15 protein-coding genes are annotated in these 17,114 nt (G+C 60.5%); 5 read left to right on the top strand and 10 right to left on the bottom strand.

The features are described 5' to 3' along the window. The first annotated feature begins 75 nt into the window (after window positions 1–75). From NKI29_RS02390 to NKI29_RS02375, 4 genes are all read left to right on the top strand, one after another. Entirely contained in the window at window positions 76–1,095 is a 1,020-nt protein-coding gene (locus NKI29_RS02390; protein WP_352568660.1) for an ABC transporter substrate-binding protein, read from the top strand. Window positions 1,096–1,161: 66 nt separating this feature from the next. Further along, window positions 1,162–2,022, top strand: coding sequence for an ABC transporter permease (locus NKI29_RS02385; RefSeq protein WP_352568661.1), 861 nt, complete (start codon window positions 1,162–1,164; stop codon window positions 2,020–2,022). A 1-nt stretch (window position 2,023) separates the two neighbouring features. Further along, complete coding sequence (locus tag NKI29_RS02380) at window positions 2,024–2,824, top strand: ABC transporter permease (protein ID WP_023674990.1); 801 nt, start codon at window positions 2,024–2,026, stop codon at window positions 2,822–2,824. After that, on the top strand, window positions 2,821–3,897 hold the full coding sequence (locus NKI29_RS02375) for an ABC transporter ATP-binding protein (RefSeq protein ID WP_352568662.1): 1,077 nt from the start codon (window positions 2,821–2,823) through the stop codon (window positions 3,895–3,897). Before NKI29_RS02380 ends, NKI29_RS02375 begins: the two co-directional genes overlap by 4 nt. A 587-nt stretch (window positions 3,898–4,484) precedes the next feature. Here the strand turns inward: NKI29_RS02375 and NKI29_RS02370 are convergent. From NKI29_RS02370 to NKI29_RS02355, 4 genes are all read right to left on the bottom strand, one after another. Continuing rightward, window positions 4,485–5,522, bottom strand: a complete 1,038-nt coding sequence (locus NKI29_RS02370; RefSeq protein ID WP_352456718.1) for a phosphatidylglycerol lysyltransferase domain-containing protein — start codon at window positions 5,520–5,522, stop codon at window positions 4,485–4,487. Window positions 5,523–5,795: 273 nt separating this feature from the next. Beyond that, the gene (locus NKI29_RS02365) at window positions 5,796–6,518 is read right to left on the bottom strand and encodes a glycosyltransferase (RefSeq protein ID WP_352568663.1); all 723 of its coding nucleotides are present in this window, start codon (window positions 6,516–6,518) and stop codon (window positions 5,796–5,798) included. Window positions 6,519–6,626: 108 nt separating this feature from the next. Beyond that, on the bottom strand, window positions 6,627–7,400 hold the full coding sequence (locus tag NKI29_RS02360) for a glycosyltransferase family 2 protein (RefSeq protein ID WP_352471919.1): 774 nt from the start codon (window positions 7,398–7,400) through the stop codon (window positions 6,627–6,629). Between the two features lie 113 nt (window positions 7,401–7,513). Then, on the bottom strand, window positions 7,514–8,569 hold the full coding sequence (locus NKI29_RS02355) for a glycosyltransferase family 4 protein (RefSeq protein ID WP_210164203.1): 1,056 nt from the start codon (window positions 8,567–8,569) through the stop codon (window positions 7,514–7,516). On the opposite strand from NKI29_RS02355, the gene NKI29_RS02350 reads away from it, so the two are divergent. Next, on the top strand, window positions 8,486–9,883 hold the full coding sequence (locus tag NKI29_RS02350) for a glycosyltransferase family 2 protein (RefSeq protein WP_156937290.1): 1,398 nt from the start codon (window positions 8,486–8,488) through the stop codon (window positions 9,881–9,883). The genes NKI29_RS02355 and NKI29_RS02350 overlap by 84 nt on opposite strands. 30 nt (window positions 9,884–9,913) lie before the next feature. Here NKI29_RS02350 and NKI29_RS02345 read toward each other — a convergent pair whose 3' ends face one another. The 6 genes from NKI29_RS02345 to NKI29_RS02320 all read right to left on the bottom strand — a co-directional run bounded on the left by NKI29_RS02345 (window position 9,914) and on the right by NKI29_RS02320 (window position 16,985). Continuing rightward, on the bottom strand, window positions 9,914–10,609 hold the full coding sequence (locus NKI29_RS02345; RefSeq protein WP_352568665.1) for a sulfotransferase family protein: 696 nt from the start codon (window positions 10,607–10,609) through the stop codon (window positions 9,914–9,916). Window positions 10,610–10,623: 14 nt separating this feature from the next. Beyond that, the gene (locus NKI29_RS02340; protein WP_352568666.1) at window positions 10,624–11,418 is read right to left on the bottom strand and encodes a sulfotransferase domain-containing protein; all 795 of its coding nucleotides are present in this window, start codon (window positions 11,416–11,418) and stop codon (window positions 10,624–10,626) included. Window positions 11,419–11,719: 301 nt separating this feature from the next. After that, window positions 11,720–12,898 carry a glycosyltransferase family 9 protein gene (locus NKI29_RS02335; protein WP_352646114.1) on the bottom strand — a complete coding sequence of 393 codons (1,179 nt, stop codon included), beginning with the start codon at window positions 12,896–12,898 and terminating at the stop codon, window positions 11,720–11,722. Beyond that, window positions 12,888–14,075 (bottom strand): glycosyltransferase family 9 protein, encoded by a 1,188-nt coding sequence (locus NKI29_RS02330; RefSeq protein WP_352568668.1) that lies wholly within the window; start codon window positions 14,073–14,075, stop codon window positions 12,888–12,890. The genes NKI29_RS02335 and NKI29_RS02330 overlap by 11 nt, the downstream gene beginning before the upstream one ends. A 9-nt stretch (window positions 14,076–14,084) precedes the next feature. Beyond that, a complete protein-coding gene (locus tag NKI29_RS02325) occupies window positions 14,085–15,266 on the bottom strand; it encodes a glycosyltransferase family 9 protein (protein WP_352646116.1) in 1,182 nt (393 codons plus the stop codon). Between the two features lie 6 nt (window positions 15,267–15,272). Beyond that, entirely contained in the window at window positions 15,273–16,985 is a 1,713-nt protein-coding gene (locus NKI29_RS02320) for an ABC transporter ATP-binding protein (protein ID WP_352568670.1), read from the bottom strand. Window positions 16,986–17,114: the final 129 nt, after the last annotated feature.

The following is a 17,114-nucleotide window of genomic DNA, read 5'->3' as shown; positions in this document are numbered from 1 at the left end:
GGCCGGAGATGCGCGATCAAGGCGAAAACGACCGATCGCGAACAGACAACAACGAAAACAACAGAGGAGAACGACATGAAACTGATCATCACCGGCTTCCTTGCCGGATTTATTGCAACGACAGTTCTGGCAACGACGGCCGCAAAAGCCGAGGACATGGTGTTCACCAGCTGGGGCGGGACGACCCAGGAAGCGCAGACCAAATCCTGGGCCGAGCCGTTCACCGCTGCATCCGGCATCAAGGTCATGCAGGACGGCCCGACCGACTACGGCAAGCTGAAGGCGATGGTCGACAGCGGCAGTGTCAACTGGGACGTCGTCGATGTCGAGATGGATTTCGCCATCAAGGCGGCCAAGGACGGTCTGCTCGAGCCGATCGACTTCAAGGCCGTGCCGAAGGCCGACCTCGATCCGCGCTTCACCACCGATCACGCCGTCGGCAGTTTCTACTATTCCTTCGTGCTCGCCTGGAACAAGGGCGCCGTTTCGGGTGAACCGGCCGGCTGGGCCGACATGTTCGACCTGACGAAGTTCCCGGGCAAGCGGACCTTCTACAAATGGTCGGCGCCCGGTGTCATCGAGATCGCGCTGCTGGCCGATGGTGTCCCGGCGGACAAGCTCTATCCGCTGGATCTCGATCGCGCCTTCAAGAAACTCGACACCATCAAGTCGGACATCGTCTGGTGGAGCGGCGGGGCGGAGTCGCAGCAATTGATCGCATCCGGCGAAGCGACGTTCGGCCAGCTGTGGAACGGCCGCGTCTTCGCACTGGACAAGGATGGCGCCGATGTCGGCGTCTCCTGGAATCAGAACCTGACCGCCGCCGACGTTCTGGTGGTACCGAAGGGTGCCAAGAACAAGGATACGGCGATGAAATTCCTCGCCGCGGCGAGCAGCCCCGCCGGCCAGGCCAAATTTGCCGAAACCAGCGGTTATGCGCCGATCAACACCAAGGCCAAGGCAGAGATGCCGGCCGATGCCGTGAAATCGCTGCCGGACGCTCATGTCGACGGACAGATCAATCTCGACATGAACTACTGGGCCGCCAATCGCGACACCATCGCCGCGCGCTGGTATGCCTGGCAGGCGAAATAAGCCCGCCCTTGAACCGCAATGGACGAGACGGTTCGCTCCGTCTCGTCCCGTAGCCGGGTCGCTGTCATGTCGGTCGAAACACGCCGGAACCTTGGAACGGTGCGGGTGCCGGCAGGTCTCAATGGCCTGCTGCCGGCCCTGATTCTGATTGTGCTGTTCTTCGTCGTCCCCGTGCTGGCGCTGCTTTTGCGCAGTGTCACGGAGCCCGAGCCAGGCTTGCAGAACTATGCGGCCCTGCTTGGTGACGGCACCTATGCGCGGGTGTTCTTCAACACATTCCTGGTCGCGGCGTTGGTCACCGTCGCCACGGTCCTTGTCGCCTTTCCGGTCGCCTGGATGCTGGCGATCATGCCTTCGGGACTGGCCTCGATCATCTTCGGCATCATCATTCTGTCGATGTGGACGAACCTGCTCACCCGCACCTATGCCTGGATGGTGCTCCTGCAGCGTACCGGCGTGATCAACCGGACGCTGATGACCATCGGCGTCATCGACCACCCGCTGCCGCTCATCAACAATCTCACCGGCGTCACCATCGGCATGGTCTATATCATGCTGCCCTTCATGATCCTGCCGCTGGTCGGCACGTTACGGGCGATCGATCCGATGACGCTGCGTGCGGCGTCGCTGTGCGGCGCAAGCCCTTTCCAGGCGTTCCGCCGCATCCTCGTGCCGCTGTCGCTGCCCGGCGTCGCGGCCGGCGGCCTGATGGTCTTCGTCATGTCGCTCGGCTACTTCGTAACGCCGGCACTGCTCGGCGGCACGTCGAACATGATGCTTGCCGAAATGATCGCGCAAATGGTCCAGTCGCTGCTCAACTGGGGGCTCGGCAGCGCCGCTGCCTTCATCCTGCTTGTCGTCACCATGGTTCTCTACGCACTGCAGCTGCGCCTTGTCGGTGCCAGGCGCACGAGCGGAGGCATCTGAGATGCTGCTCGACTATGACCGCATGGGTTGGCTACGGGTTGCCCTGCTCGGCTTCACCGCGCTGGTCGCCGGCTTTCTTCTGTTGCCGGTGGTTTTCATCGTCCTGCTCTCCTTCGGCTCGTCGCGCTGGCTGGCTTTTCCGCCGCCCGGCTGGACGCTCAAATGGTACCAGGAGCTTTTTGCCGATCCGGCTTGGCTCAACGCCGCGCTGACCAGCGCCCGAATCGCCACCATGACGGCGATCCTGGCAGTAGCGATCGGCCTGCTCGCCTCCTTTGCCCTGGTTCGCGGACGGTTTGCCGGACGTGAGATCCTGCGCGGCCTGCTGCTGACGCCGATGGTGCTGCCCGTCGTTGTCTTCGCCATCGCCATCTACGCCTTCTTCCTTCGCCTTGGCCTCGGCGGCACCACCATCGGCTTCGTCATCGCCCACACCGTGCTGGCGCTGCCCTTCGCCATCATTCCGATCGCCACCGCGCTCGAAGGGTTCGACAAGTCGATCGAGGACGCGGCAATCGTCTGCGGGGCAAGCCCGCTCGAGGCCAGGCTCAGGATCACCTTGCCGTCGATCCGGATCGGCATCTTCTCCGCCGCGATCTTTTCCTTCCTCGCCTCGTGGGACGAAGTCGTGGTGGCGATCTTCATGGCCAGCCCCAGCTTGCAAACCTTGCCCGTCAAGATCTGGGGCAGTCTGCGGTCGGACCTCAGTCCGGTGATCGCCGCTGCCTCCAGCCTGCTGGTCGGGCTGACGCTTGCCCTGATGGTGATGACGGCGCTGCTGCACCGAAAGTTCCGGACATGACCCACCCTTTCCTCTCCATCCGCAATCTGCGCAAGGCGTTCGGGGCGATCGTCGCCGTGCACGACGTCACGCTGGACATTCCCAGGGGCGAGTTCCTGACCTTCCTCGGGCCCTCCGGTTCGGGAAAATCGACGACGCTCTACGCGATCGCCGGCTTTCAGGACCCGACTTCCGGCGATGTCTTGCTGGAAGGAAAATCACTGCTTGCAGTGCCTTCGCATAAGCGCAACATCGGCATGGTCTTCCAGCGCTACACGCTGTTTCCGCATCTGACGGTGGCCGAAAACGTCGCTTTTCCGCTGCGGGTTCGCCGCCGGCCGGACGCCGACGTGAAGAAAAAGGTCGCCGACATGCTGGCCCTGGTGCGGCTCGAAAGCTTTGCCGGACGCTTACCCGGTGCGCTGTCGGGCGGCCAGCAGCAGCGCGTCGCGCTGGCCCGGGCGCTGGCCTACGATCCTCCGATCCTTTTGATGGACGAGCCATTGTCGGCGCTCGACAAGAAGCTGCGCGAGGAAATCCAGGGCGAAATCCGCCGCATCCATCGCCAGACCGGCGTCACCATTCTCTACGTCACCCACGATCAGGAAGAGGCGCTGCATCTGTCGGACCGAATCGCCCTGTTCAAGGATGGCCGCATCGAGCAGACCGGCACCGGCGAGGATCTCTATCTCAGGCCGGCGACCGATTTCGTCGCCGGCTTCATCGGCAATTCGAATTTCCTCGCCGCCGAACATCTCGGCACCACCAACGGCACGACAACGATCCGCATGACAGACGGTTCGGTGATATCCGGAGTCAGGGCCAACGGCACGTTCGGCAAAGGCCAGAAGACCAGGCTGATGATCCGGCCCGAAGCCTTTAGCATGGAGCGGAGCCCGGCGAGCGCGGAACTGAATGTCGAGATCGTCGACATCGCATTTTACGGCGAGCGCCGGCGGATCGTCGCGCGCATCGCCGCTGGACAGGAGGTTGACATCAGGCCGACCTCCGCCGCCATGCAATCGCAGGATGTGTGGCCCTGCAGCCGGCAGGTCTTTTTCGATCCCGCTGCTGCATTCCTGTTTCCGGCCTGACTAAGCCGCGGTGGATCGCCGCCCTTCAACGCTTCGCAGCGATGGAAGCGTGCTTGGGGACAAGCTGTGGTTAGGTCCATCATCAGCTTCGGTCAGCAACGCGCAACGTGATCGACGCTGCAGTCGGCTGATTGGATGGCGGGCGCAACTCCCGTATCCATTGACAGTCGTCATGCTCGGTTGGAAGATGAAGAAGGTCAGCGGCGATAGCCATACGGGAAGGCAATGGTCCAACCGCCAGATACCGGACACCATCCTGGCAGCGTCGTCGCGGTCATCGTCATTTGTTTGATCATCGTTGCTTTGTTCTTCATAGGCTTCAGATACTCAAGGCCAGGCCAGGGTACCCTCGTTATTCCCGGCGGTACGCTGCAGCAACCGTAAATCCGACCCCTTGGCGCTGACGCGAAGCCGTTCTCAGGCTGCCAAACGTGCCCGGCGGGACTGGGGGACGCCGCAGAATGGGCCGGCGATTCGCAGCCGGTCTTTTGCTTCCCGCCGCGGCATTCCTTTCCCACCTAAACAACGAGCCTGACCGGTGTGAGGTCGACGATACTAGGAGACGACGAGCGCTCAGCCACTAGGCACTAGACGGCCCTGATCAGCCGGAGCAGAGAAAGCGCTTCGAAAAAGGTCCCCTTGCGAAAGGCAAGATAGGTCGGCTCTTCGACACCATGGAACCGGCGCTTGAAGGCCGCCTGCCCCTGCAGATTGAAGCGGGTGCGATTGACCCAGAGGGAGTCATAGGCACGCTGGAAGGCGTGCCGCCAGAAATCGCTTTCGGCAAACCCGCTAGGTCCGATTTCGACAAGCGGCGACAGGCCTAGGGTGACGACGGAAACACCTTCATCGCGAAAGCGGTCGACCGCGAATTTGGTCAGGCCGATCTCGGCATGCGCCGAGGCATCGATGTGCTTGCGCTTGAACGAGGTGGTGTAGCCGATGACCTTGCCGTCGCTGAACAGCGGATCGAAATCCAGCAAGGCCACGAGCTCCCCATCCGGACCGTGCAGGACGAAACGGCGCATATCGACGCCAAGGTGATCGGCAAAGGGCCTGTTGAGAAATCTCATCTCCCAGCGCTTGACGATGCGGTCGGCCCGCCAATTCTGGGAGAGCCTGGCAATCTCGTCGAGGAAGACAGTCCCGTTGTCCTCTGCGAAGGAAAAACCCTTCTTCAAGAGCCAGCGTTCGGAATAGCGCACTGTCTCATTGCGCTTTCCGGAAAAGTCGTGTCTGGGCAGGACAAGCCTGGTGTCGACGCCGAGGCGGTTGACCTGATAGCCAAGCCCGGCAAGCACGCGCGCCGTCTGGTCGCCGATCTGCACGAACCACGGGCTGCCGGCAACCTCGATGAAACGTCTGATATAGTCGCGCCGATCGGCCGGGGCAGCCACTGGATCACCGAGCGCGAAATGATGTCGCGTTTTGCTGCCGTAAGCGATGTAGCCCTGGGCATCGCCGAAGTAGTGAAGCCCCTTCTGCACGGCGGTCGAATAGGCAAGGGAAAAATCACCGTGGCGACGGACCAGCGCCAGGCGCTCGACATGGTTCAGCTGCAGCCGCGGTATTTTAGGCCCGCGGTTCTCCAGGAAACGATCGAGGCGTCTTCGCAGTGACGGCATGGTCGACTTTCGCGTGCCGGCTAGGCCGATGAAAGAGCTGACGGACCCCAAAACCGATCATATTGCCGCGAGCTGATCCTTATCTCAGCGCGGCATGTTTACCCGGCCGGAGCCGCCAGATTCGTAGGCGCAATCTGCCTCGGTCCCGCCCCCAGGCGGCAACATGCATTGTTGTCGACGCCCAGCGCCTGACGGCTGGTTGCTGCGCCCTTGGCGACACGAAAATCAATGCCACTTTCGGAAGCGCCCAGGTCACCTGCCAACACGATGTTCTTATCGAACGGCGCTCTGCGAAGATTCCGCTTGATAGGAAGCCAGGAACTCGTCGCGTTCTGCTATCCACAAATCAGCGTAGTCGACATTCTGCCATTCGGCAAACCACGGGCCGCCGCTGGTATAGTGGACCGCCTTAGGTGTGCCGACCGCAGGCTTTTCATTCCAACCTTCGAGCCAATTCCACTCTACCGGCAATGAGCCCAAATCTTTGTCGGCAACCCACTGCATTCGGTGAAGATAGGCGCCACTTTCCTGATTCACGACCTCTGGCGTGAGCGATCTGACCGAAGGATGCGCGCAATTGAACAGCATCAGCGACGACCAGTTTTTCCGAGGATAGGACGTCTGGACCACACCATCCATCTTGGTTGTGGCCTTCGGCGTATAGTCATGCTGGACGCAATAGACCGCCTTGTCCGAGTCCGTATATTTCAGCAGGCCTGCGACATCACCAAGCCACAGGAAATCGCAATCGCAAAACAGGGCCCAACCCGTGTAGTCGGCGAGAAAGGGCGTGAGGAAGCGCGTGTAGGTGAACTCCGTTGAGGCGAGCGGATCTTTTTCCCGCCAATATAGCCCGCGGGCACGCATCTCGTCCTGTTTGATCGGAATGACGGAGACAGGCGCCGACGCATGTTTGAGCAGCGAGTGTCGCGCGACGTCGTACGCGATCGGCTCACGGCTGTCCCATCCGATAAATACCCTAAACGCATCAGTCATATTCACTACCCTGGCTTTCGATTTTTACGGTCGTACACTAACTAGTTGGCGATGGCTCGGCAACAATTGCGGTCAACCAAGCCGGTTTCTCACAGATTTGTCCTGGCCTCAGCGTTGCTTTTTTGGGTGGACCGGGCCTCGCATTCCCAATGCGACACGGGCCCATTTCTGATAGGTGTAGCTGGCCGAATACGCGGCCACCATCGCACCAATGGAACCGTCCAGAAATCCCAGCCGGAAAATATAGCTGCGCACATAGGCCCAGACCGAGCGCAAAACCGCCTTGCCTATCGAGCTTTTTTTGCCCTCGGCAAGCAGTTGCGCGGCGGACGCTTCTGCGTACCGGCCGATCTTGTCGTGGGCATCTGCCAAGTCGGTAATGGAATCGTGCTCGATCGGCTGAGACAATCGGCTGACCTTCCCGTTCACCAATACCTTCTCGTGCACGGTGTCGTCGCTGAACCGCCCGGAGCGGCGACGGAAGAGCCTGAGCACCAGATCGGGCGACCAGCCGCTATGGCGGACAATGTGCCCGCAAAAGCGCGATCTTCTCGGTATTTCGAAGCCGTCATTGGCTTTTGGGTCGGCGATTGCGGCCCTTATTTCCGCGCCGAGCGGCGCCTCCACCCACTCATCGGCATCCAGCGAGAGGATCCAATCCCCCGTTGCCGCGGCCAGCGCACGGTTTTTTTGCGCACCAAAACCGGGCCAATCAACGGTCATCAGAACCTTTGCTCCCAGAGCACCGGCAATCTCCCTGGTTCTGTCGCTGCTGTTGTTGTCGAGAACGACGATCTCATCGGCAAAATGGACCGACCGAAGGCATTGCGCGATGGATGCCTCCTCGTTGCGGGTGATGATAATGACCGAGAGCGCCGGCACGGTCAGAATGCTCCGGCATCAAAGCTGCCACTGTCATTCGAATGCATCTGCAGCATCGGCTCCCGGCCCGTTAGCACACTGAGGGTACTAACCTAATTCAACAAAGTCGAAAATCATTTCAGATCAAGGCCTTCATACAGCGCCATCATTCGCTTGATCATGACATTGAAATCATAGTGTTCGGCCGCCGCTCTCACCCGGGCTGCGGTCTCAGGTCGTGACGACAACTGCAGCGCGTGCGCGAGCGCTGCAGCGAGGTCGCTTTCGCTGGCCGCATCGCAAACGAGCGTCGGCTCGAACCGCTCGACAAGCTCGCGCGCTCCACAGCCGGTGCTTACCACGGCGGGCAAGCCGCTGGCCATCGCTTCGATGACCACTGTGCCGAAAGGATCATAGATGGAAGGCAGCACGGCAATATCGGCCGCGCCGTACCACGGCAGCATGTCTTTCTGCGGCCCCAGCATCTTGAGCCGTGCGCCGAGACCGAGCCTGTCACCGGCCTGCCTGAAGGCGTTGGCGCGCGAATCATGGCCGATGACCCACAATTCAGGCTCGCCATCGAGCCTAGCGACCGCCTTCATCAGTGCAAGAAGTCCTTTTCGCGCAAAGCCCGAGCCGACAAACAGGACGACCGGCCTGTTTTCGTCGACGTCGAGCCGCGCGCGGATTGTCGCCCGATGCTGCTGGCGCAGCTGCGGGTTGAAGCGGTCGAGATCCACCCCGTTGGGAATATGGTGCACATTTTCCGCCGGATAATCGTAGTGACGGACAATGTCCTCTGCCACCATCTTCGAAATGGCAATGACAGCTTTGAGCCTCGGGCTGGCGTAGGTTGCACGTTCAAGGCGCAGCGTCTGGCGGTGAAAGGGGCTCAGCGCCATTGCCGCCCTGCCAAGCCGCGTCTCGAAACGCCGCCGCTCGGCAAGATAGGCGGCATGAACGCCCTCCCCGGCCCGGAAGACATCGCAGCACGGGAGGCGATCGTTGCTCTGCACCAGCGCCGGCGGCATCTCGGCGATCTTGCGGCAGGCAGCTTGGGCAAAGGACGTCGCCCGCAGCGAACGCGGAAACCGGCGGCCGGCACAATGGATGAACTCGATGCCTTCATAACGCGGCCAGTCGCCGGACAGCACGGCCACCCGCCGCTGACGCGCGGCGAATGCGGCCATGATGTTTTCCAACATGATCTCGCCGCCACCGAAAGGCGCATAACGCTGGCGCACGAACAGGAGCGGCCTGTCGAATTGAATTTCGGTGCCACGAATGCCGGCGTACATGGGGTCTGGGCTCCGGCCTTGTTGCCATCTGACGATGTCTATAGAGGCCAGCTCGCATCGGCAACACTTGGAAAGCTCACCCGCCGGAACTCAGAACAGGCCTGTGTCCATTGTCCGCAACTGCTTGCGATTTGCCTAACGGTGCTGCATGTAGAAATTAACTGCAAACAGCGGATCAGCGCCAGCTCCAGCCGGGCGGTGACCGCCATGAGGGGAATCGATGGCTTGAGCAAAGCAACCTGGCCCGCCATTGTCCGCCGGACGATTACCGACACCGCCATATATCGGCTGAGACACACCTTCGGAAGACGGGCAGAAGTGTCATCGCTGCGGCCGATAACGCCCCTTAAAGCGAATGACCTGCCTTTGATCCTCGTCATCCGCAACGAGGCGGACAGGCTACGCCCGTTCCTGAAGCACTATCGCGAACTCGGCGTCACCAGATTCGCCGTCCTCGATGACCGCTCGACAGACGGAACAGCTGAGCTTCTGGCCGAGCAGCCAGATGTCGATCTATTCAGCTCGCCGATCACCTATTCGCAGTCGGACCTGGGAAACCTTTGGCGTCAGCGGATTGTGCAGATCTATGGTCAGCCTCGCTGGTATCTGACCGTGGATGCGGACGAATATCTTGTCTATGACGGTATGGATCAGCATCCGCTCGGTGCGATGGCCGACTGGCTCAAGCGGCGCGGAATGACACGCCTGCTGGCGCCGATGATCGACATGTATCCGAGCGGAAACATCTGGGACGTACCCTTCGATCCCATCGTGCCGCCATGGCAAGTTGCGGACCATTTCGACGGCAGCGGCTATGAGGTGACGAGGAGCCCCCGGCATCTCAAGATCACAGGCGGCCCGAGAACCCGGCTTTTCGCCAGGCAGCACAAGTTGACCAAGTTTCCTCTGATATATGTTGATCGCCAGACGATTTTTACGTCGATTCACTCACCGCTGCCCTACTGGCGAAACTATATAAAGGGATTGGCTGGCCTGCTTCATTTCAAGTTCTTCGCCGATTTCAACGACAAGGCGCAGGTCGCGGTGGCGGAAGGTCAGTATTGGAACGGCGCTTCCAAATATCGCCAGTATCATGAGGTATCGAGCGGTAAAGCCGCTCTCAGCGCGATGAGCGAACAGTCAATGCTGTACGAAGGAGCTCACAGCCTGTTCAAAACGGGTTTGATCGACAAAATTGATTGGTAGACGGCATTTCAAGCAGATGCCGAACCGACATCATGCATAACCGAATGCTTTCATAAGCTGGGCACCTCGTCCTTGGACCAGGTCCTGTAGCTCGGCGTTTCCAAGTTCGGAGCGCCATCTTCCGCTCCCGTCATAGATCGGCTGATTGACCTGTTGGTTCCGGAGCACCGCATGCGGCGTCTCGCCGCTGGCGTCGGTCGGCTTGAACCACTGCTGCGGGTTCTTGTGATAGTCGAGGAGATCCGGGCTGAAGGTTACATCGAGAAAGCCGCATATCTGCTCGACGACTTTGGCCGGATTCTCGACCAGGTCCTCATAGCGATAGATCAGCACATCCGGCTTTCCCCGTTCCGCAAGAACCAGCGCATTGTCGTTGATCCAGCGGTCGAGAGCCTCCGTTGGGTCGCCAAGTCGTTTGATCAGGGACGCTACGACGTCGCGCCCATCTCGCACCGGCATGACGAAACGCGCACCGGGCACGAGCCGGCGAATGCGGGCGACACGGCGGATATGCCGCGGTGTCTTTTCAAGCAGCAGGTTCTTTCCAGCATCGAGCGCCGCCCGCTTCAGTTTCCAGAAGCGGAACATGGCCAGTGGCGTCCACTTGAAGAAAATGTTGGTTTCCTGGAGCGGCAGGTAGACGTCGGGATGCGACGCAAGGATCGTCGCAATCAACGTCGTCCCGCTATGGCCGCAGCCGCAAATGAATCCGGTCCGCATCACCATGTCGGCAATGCTCCCTAACCCAAGGCGACCCGGGCGCGGTTATCGACGCGAGCGTAGCACAAGCCGTTCGTGCTAAAAACCTTGTCCAGCTTCTCCCAATATTCGAACTTAGCCAACTGCTCGTCACAATAGGCCACGTCGTCCTCGGAAAGATATTCCCCGTAACCGCCTATCTTGCCCTTGCGCACCTTGAAGCTTTCGGGATCATTCGCATCGCGCGGCTGTAATATCTTGCCGTATCGATCGGACAGATCACCGGTCGATTCACTCACTTTCATCTTGTCGAACGTTCGGTTGTTCGCCACCTCGACAAGCGTCCGATCGTCAGCCTGCTGGTTCAGGAATCCAAGGATCGCGCGAAGGACACCAGCCGTATCCCGATGCATATCTTCATATTGAAGATACCGGATTTCGCGCATCCGGGGCATGGCCGCGAACCAATGCAGATTAAATCTGATGATCTTTTCAATCCCATGATTGTCGCTTCTGATAAAATCGCTGAACGATCCCGCTGGAAGCATGTGGCGCTTCTGAACCTGAAAGTACCCTGAGACCACCGTATCTCTTGGATCGCGAACAAGCATTATTGTTCTTCTCTTCTTGTATCGAGATTTATTCTCCTTGAGGCCCGATATCGGTCGAAGTAACTTGTGGTCGGTTCCGTCGTGAATGTATTGAACTTCAACTCCGAGATCGTCCAGCATGACACGCAGCCACGTGCGCCCCGATTTTGGAAAGGATACGATAAGAGGAAGAGGCGGCTCTTTGGCCTGGAAAAATTTTAGAAAGGACATGTTTAGAAAGGACATGGAGAGACCTCCTTTAGATTATCAGAGCTGGCGCCCGAACCGCTGCCGGCCAGACCAACCCCATTACTGGGCGCCTAAGCCTACGGCTAATTCGAACACAAGGCAGAAATGCCGGCAAGAATTGCGATCCTCTGCGGGGCGAATTGGCCTTTACTATATCCCGGTTCGGAATGCCTTATGTTTTTTGGCCTGTTGCGACGACTGTTCGACACGGGCGCTCCATTCCGCGGTCCGTCGGCCGAACTCCTTAATGCGCATCGCGTCGAAGCGTATTCAGTGACGCGCTTTTGGACGACATGCATTAGCCACTCACTTTTGTGAGCCATGGCGCCAGAATGGACTCGGCCTCGCCCATCACCACGGACCAGGGGCGTTCCCGTTTCGAGACCAGCACGGCCGATGGATAGTAGGGCGTGCGGTCGCCCTCGACCGGCCAGGAGCGTTTGAAGCCGTCGCCCAGAATGAAAACCGAGGGGATGCCGAGCGCGCCGGCCAGATGCGCTCCGGTATTGCTGATGGTCACCACGGCGTCCATCGCGGCAACCTGCGCGGCGAAAAGATCCATGTCGACGAGCTGATCGACCGATCTGTCATGAAGAATTCGCTCCGGCTCACCGTCGGTCAGGATCTTCAGATCGGTCTCGATCTGGCCGTACTGCAGCGAGACGAACCGGAGGTCCGGTCGGCCGATCAGGTTTCGCCAGGCGGCAAGCGGCGGCAGGTCTTTGCCGGGATTGGAGCTGCCCCATGCGATACCGACCAACGGCCGTCCTTCCTTCCGGTAGCGGGCGCGAAGTTCAGCGACCCGGGCCGGATCCGGCTTAAGGGGCACGAAATGCTCGCGGATCGTCGCCTCGTCGGTTTCGAAAACGGCAGTCAGATGCTGGACGCCGGCGAAGGCCTGCGCCTCGGCATAGGCGGCCTTGCCGCCAGCGCCGACCGGCCGCACATCGGCGGTCGGAAAAGTGCGCTGAAAGAGCGGTACCAGGCGGCGCTCGACCAGCACGATCGAGCGGGCGGCGCGCTCCAGGGCACAGCCGACGGAACTCGCATGATGGATCGCGGTGGCCAGACCCTGCTTTTCGGTTTCCATCAGATCAATCAGCAGTGTCTGGCCAGAAATATCCTGGCCCAGCCACTCGCCATCGACGCGGCCGTTGACGATGTGGCGTCGGGCGATCCTGAGTTCGGCGGCTGCGCCATAAGCGCCCATCCGCATCAGCGCCTTGCTGAGCTCGTCGATCAGGTGGACCTCGCCCCTCGACTTCGCAATGGATCCAAGAGCCAGGGCTTTCGGCAGGGCCGCCGGCCAATCGCGGGACTCGACGCTTCGCCGATAATCCGCCATCTGATCGGCAATGTCGCCGTCGCGCCAGCGAAGGAAGAGCTGCCGGCGGTGACGTCGGAACCAGACCTTGTATTTGTAGCCTGCAAGCGCGACAGCGCGGCGCAACCGGCCGAGAAGTAGGCTACCTTCCATCGCCAGCTCCGCTGATGATTTGCATGACCCGTCCGCCTGCTTCCTGCACTGCCGACGCCCAGGCTCGGCCGCCTTTTCGGGCCAGTCGAACGCTCGGATATGCGGCGACGGTCTCGCCGAAGGCAGGCCAGGACAGTCGAAACCCGTCGTCGAGCATGACAATCGTCGGCACGCCGAGCGCTCCGGCCAGGTTGGCGCCGGTATTGCTGATCGTCACCACCGCGTCGAGCGCCGCAATTTGGGCGGCAAAGCGGTCCATGTCCGTCAACTGGTCGACGGAAGCGTCATGGATGATGCGCCCCGGCGCGTGGCGCTCGAACTCGGAGAGGGCCGGCCCGACATCGCCATATTGCAAGCTGACGAGGCGCCCCGGCAGACTGCTGAACAGCGTCCGCCAATCGTCCAGGGCCGGCAGATCCTTGCTCTTGTTGAGGCTTCCCCAAGCAAATCCGATCAGGGGACCTGGGCCGCCATCGAGATAGGTGCCGCGCAGCTCGGCAACCAGTCGGCGGTCCGGCTCCAGCGGAACGAAGGGCGCGCGTGCCGCCGGGTCGTCCGGCCAGAAATGCTTTGCGAGCGTCTCGAAACCGGCAACGACATCGGCGTCCACCGCCGCCATGTCCTCTTCCCCTTCAATCCTGACATCGAGCGCAGGATATGTTCTGCGATAAAGCGGTGCCAGTCGCGGCTCGACGAAGACGATGCATCGACCGGCAGCCGCAGCTGCTGGACCAAGCAAAGACGCGAACTGGAAAAAGATCGCCAGGTCGCCTTCGCGACGATCGACGAGAAGCGTGCGACCCGCAAGATCACTGCCATCCCAATCGGGCCTGCCGCGCAGCTGCTTGCTCGCCGCCATCAACTGCCAGATGCGATTTCCTCCGTCGAGACGCCTCAGTCCACGCCCCGCTTTCTTGATCAGGCCGAGATCGCCAAGCTGCTCACCAAGCACGCCAAGCGCCAGTGCATGGTCGCGAGCAGTTTGCCAATCACCACGCTGCACGCTTTCCTCCATCAGCCTCATATGCCGTTCGGCGCTTTCGTCGGCGTGGCGCGAAGGACGTCTAAGAAGTTCCTTTGCCCGCTCGAGAACCTTCTGCAGCCGCTTGCCGACGGCGCCTTGCGGGCGCAGATCGGCGGTTTTTGCCTTCTGAAGGATGGTTCGTCTGTTCTGCACGGCGATGTTCTATCGTCCCCGGGGAGCGTCGGAAAGCGTCGTCAGGATCGACGAGAGCCGCCGGCCGGCCTCGTCGAGCACCAGCGACCAAGGGCGCCCCTCCTTGCGAATGACAATGCCCTTCGGATACCAGGGTGTCCGGTCGCCAGTCACTGGCCATGCCGTCTGAAAATTATCGTCGATGAGGAAAACAGTCGGCACGCCAATGGCTCCCGCAAGATGGGCCGCCGTATTGCTGATCGTCACGACAGCATCGAGTGCGGCGAGCTGTGCGGCGAAACGGTCCATGTCGACCATCTGGTCGACGCTGTCGTCAAAGATCAGACGCGCGTCGTTGCCGTTGCGAAGGCGCCGCAACGCCGGCTTGATCTGCCCGTACTGGAGCGAAACGAATGTCGCTGGCGTCTGGGCGATGAACCGTGCCCATTCAGGAAAATCAGGCACGTCCTTGGTATGGGACTTGCTGCCCCAGGAGAGACCGACCAGCGGCAGATCCGTCATCGCCCGATAGCGCTTGCGGAATGCCTCGACGAGTTCAGGATCTGCCCGCAGCGGTACGAAGTCGGCAGCAAGCTTTTCGGCGTCGCGTCCGAACACCCAGGCGAGATCTTCGAAAGTCGCGTGTTTGTCGCCGACCACATCCCGCTGCGCCGGGACCACGGTCGCCTTCGGGAACGTTCGCTGCAGAATTGATACCAGGCGCGGCTCGACCCGAATTGTTGCACTTTGGGCATAGGCAGCGGCAGCGCCGGCCAGTCGCGCGTGGCGGATAACCCGGCCAAGGCTGCGCGGGTCATCCTCCACAAGATCGATCAGCAGTGTATCCGATCCGAGATTCTCGCCGGTCCACTCGTTGGCGCTCTTCCCTTTCCGCAGCCGGCGAGCGGAAAGCCGAAGCTCAGCTGCCCGCGCAAAGTTGCCAAGGCGTTCGAACGCCTGGCCCGCCTTCTGCATCAGCTCCGGGTCGCGATTATGATCGGCCGTGACAGCCATCTCATTGGTACCGGCTTCAAGGCCTTTCCAGTCCCTGCGCACGATCAGGGCCTCAACCTTGGCCTGTAGCTCAAGAATGGAACGAGGCTGCTTGGGACTGAAAAACAACCTGCGCACCGCCTTTTTGTACCGGCGCACCTGAAGGCCCAGTCCACCAATCACATACCGGACATAGGAACCGTGATAAAAGCTGGTCATCGGCCTTCAGCGCAATACGCTCTGCCGCAGCTTTTTGCCGCTTTCGACCATCGGATCGGGCGTCTCCAGGTGGAATATCGAACGATATATCTCGCTGTGCTTGGCAAGCTGGTCATGCGTTCCAGCATCGACAAGCTGTCCGGCGTCAAACACGAGAATACGATCGGCCGCCTTGATTGTAGACAGCCTGTGCGCAATGCAGATCACCGTGCGCTGAAATGTGTTGTCGAAGGCTGCCTCCATGACCGCCCGTTCGTTTTCACCGTCGAGCGCGGATGTCGCTTCATCATAGACGATTACCGCAGCATTCTTGAGCAGGGCGCGTGCGATGGCAACGCGTTGTTTCTGCCCGCCCGACAGGTTGGTGCCGCTCGGCCCGACAAGCGTGTCGAGCCCGTTTTCGAGCGCAGACGCAAAGCTGGTGACCCGGGCGAGATTCGCAGCGGACTCGATTTCCTGATCGGTGGCGTTTGGGCGACCGTCGCGAATGTTGTCGCGGATCGAGCCTTCGAACAGGAAGACGTCCTGAGATACCAGTGCGATGTTATCGCGAACGTCGGCCAGGCTGATCTTCGAAATGTCCTTTCCGTCGATCAGGATCCTGCCCTTGTCCGGCTCCATCAGGCGCAGGATCAGATTGACGATGGTGGTCTTGCCGGCGCCGGAGCGGCCGACGATCGCCAGCTTCTCACGAGGTCGCACGTCGAAGGAAACACCCTCGAGCGCGGGGCTGTTGCCGTCATAGGAAAAGGCCACATCTTCAAAGCGGATACCACCATCGACGTCGGTCAGACGCTCGCCCGCAATCGCGAGTCGCCGTTGCTCGGGCGTGTCGATCAAATCATACATCTGCTCGACGGCGACCATTTGCTTCTGGATGTCGACATTGACCCGGGCCAACCGCTTGGCAGGCTCATAGGCAAGCAGGAACGCGGTAATGAAGGCCATGAATTCGCCGGGCGTCTTGCCGTTGCCGAGGGTCTGCCAGCTGGCGTACATAACGAAAAGCCCGATGATCACGCCGCCGCCGGTCTCCATCAATGGGCTCATCAATGCTGACGTCCGGTTGATCTGGATGCCACGTCTTTCCATCTTGCGGACGGCCTTTGCAAAGCTGGCAACCGCCTTGTCCTCGAGCTGGAAGGACTTGATGGTGCGGATGCCTTCGACGGCTTCCGTGCCGATCGACTGGACTTGTGCGGCCAATTCCGTCTCGCCCCTCGCCAGCGCCTTGAGCTTCCTTGTTATCGCGCCGACTGACAGGAACAGCATCGGCAGAACCGCCACGGATATCAGCGACATCACCGGGTCCTGTTTGACCATGACGCTGGCCAAGGCAATCAGGGTCAGCAGATCAGAGACGGCGCTGCTCGTGAGGGTGAGAATAACGGTCGCCCCGGCGCGCGCGTTGAACATGATTTTGGAGATGAATTTTGCCGGATGCTGGTTCGCGAAACGGCTGATGTCGAAATACACCATTCGGGAAAATTGCCGGTTTTGCAGGTCCGAAACGATAGCCCGGCGAATCTTTCCCGTCGTGATGGTCTGGCAGTAGGCAGCTATGCCCTTGACCAGGAAAATGCCGATGATGACGGCGCTGATACCCGATACAGCGGCAGCGTCTCGCTCGACATAGATGGTGTTGATCATGACTTTCATGATCCAGGCCGCCGCGCCGGTCGCCGCAGCAGCGGCGATCGAGCACAGCAAACCTGTCACATACAGCATCTTGTGCGGCGGCAGATTTTCGCCAATCAGACGCTTGATCAGCGGATATGCTGGGGCCGTTGACACTCGTTTCTTTGTAATCATCTCGTCGCCGCCCGTTGCGATCCCGTCCGGTCTTCA

The sequence above is a fragment of the Mesorhizobium sp. M0678 genome (genome assembly GCF_040320505.1).
GTDB lineage: Bacteria > Pseudomonadota > Alphaproteobacteria > Rhizobiales > Rhizobiaceae > Mesorhizobium.
This window is presented reverse-complemented; position numbering and strand designations above follow the sequence as displayed.

Coding starts and splice junctions, on each gene's coding strand:
- NKI29_RS02390 (WP_352568660.1), top strand. CDS start 76: ATGAAACTGATCATCACCGGCTTCCTTGCCGGATTTATTGCAACGACA.
- NKI29_RS02385 (WP_352568661.1), top strand. CDS start 1,162: ATGTCGGTCGAAACACGCCGGAACCTTGGAACGGTGCGGGTGCCGGCA.
- NKI29_RS02380 (WP_023674990.1), top strand. CDS start 2,024: ATGCTGCTCGACTATGACCGCATGGGTTGGCTACGGGTTGCCCTGCTC.
- NKI29_RS02375 (WP_352568662.1), top strand. CDS start 2,821: ATGACCCACCCTTTCCTCTCCATCCGCAATCTGCGCAAGGCGTTCGGG.
- NKI29_RS02370 (WP_352456718.1), bottom strand. CDS start 5,522: ATGCCGTCACTGCGAAGACGCCTCGATCGTTTCCTGGAGAACCGCGGG.
- NKI29_RS02365 (WP_352568663.1), bottom strand. CDS start 6,518: ATGACTGATGCGTTTAGGGTATTTATCGGATGGGACAGCCGTGAGCCG.
- NKI29_RS02350 (WP_156937290.1), top strand. CDS start 8,486: ATGGATGAACTCGATGCCTTCATAACGCGGCCAGTCGCCGGACAGCAC.
- NKI29_RS02355 (WP_210164203.1), bottom strand. CDS start 8,569: ATGGCCGCATTCGCCGCGCGTCAGCGGCGGGTGGCCGTGCTGTCCGGC.
- NKI29_RS02345 (WP_352568665.1), bottom strand. CDS start 10,609: ATGGTGATGCGGACCGGATTCATTTGCGGCTGCGGCCATAGCGGGACG.
- NKI29_RS02340 (WP_352568666.1), bottom strand. CDS start 11,418: ATGTCCTTTCTAAACATGTCCTTTCTAAAATTTTTCCAGGCCAAAGAG.
- NKI29_RS02335 (WP_352646114.1), bottom strand. CDS start 12,898: ATGGAAGGTAGCCTACTTCTCGGCCGGTTGCGCCGCGCTGTCGCGCTT.
- NKI29_RS02325 (WP_352646116.1), bottom strand. CDS start 15,266: ATGACCAGCTTTTATCACGGTTCCTATGTCCGGTATGTGATTGGTGGA.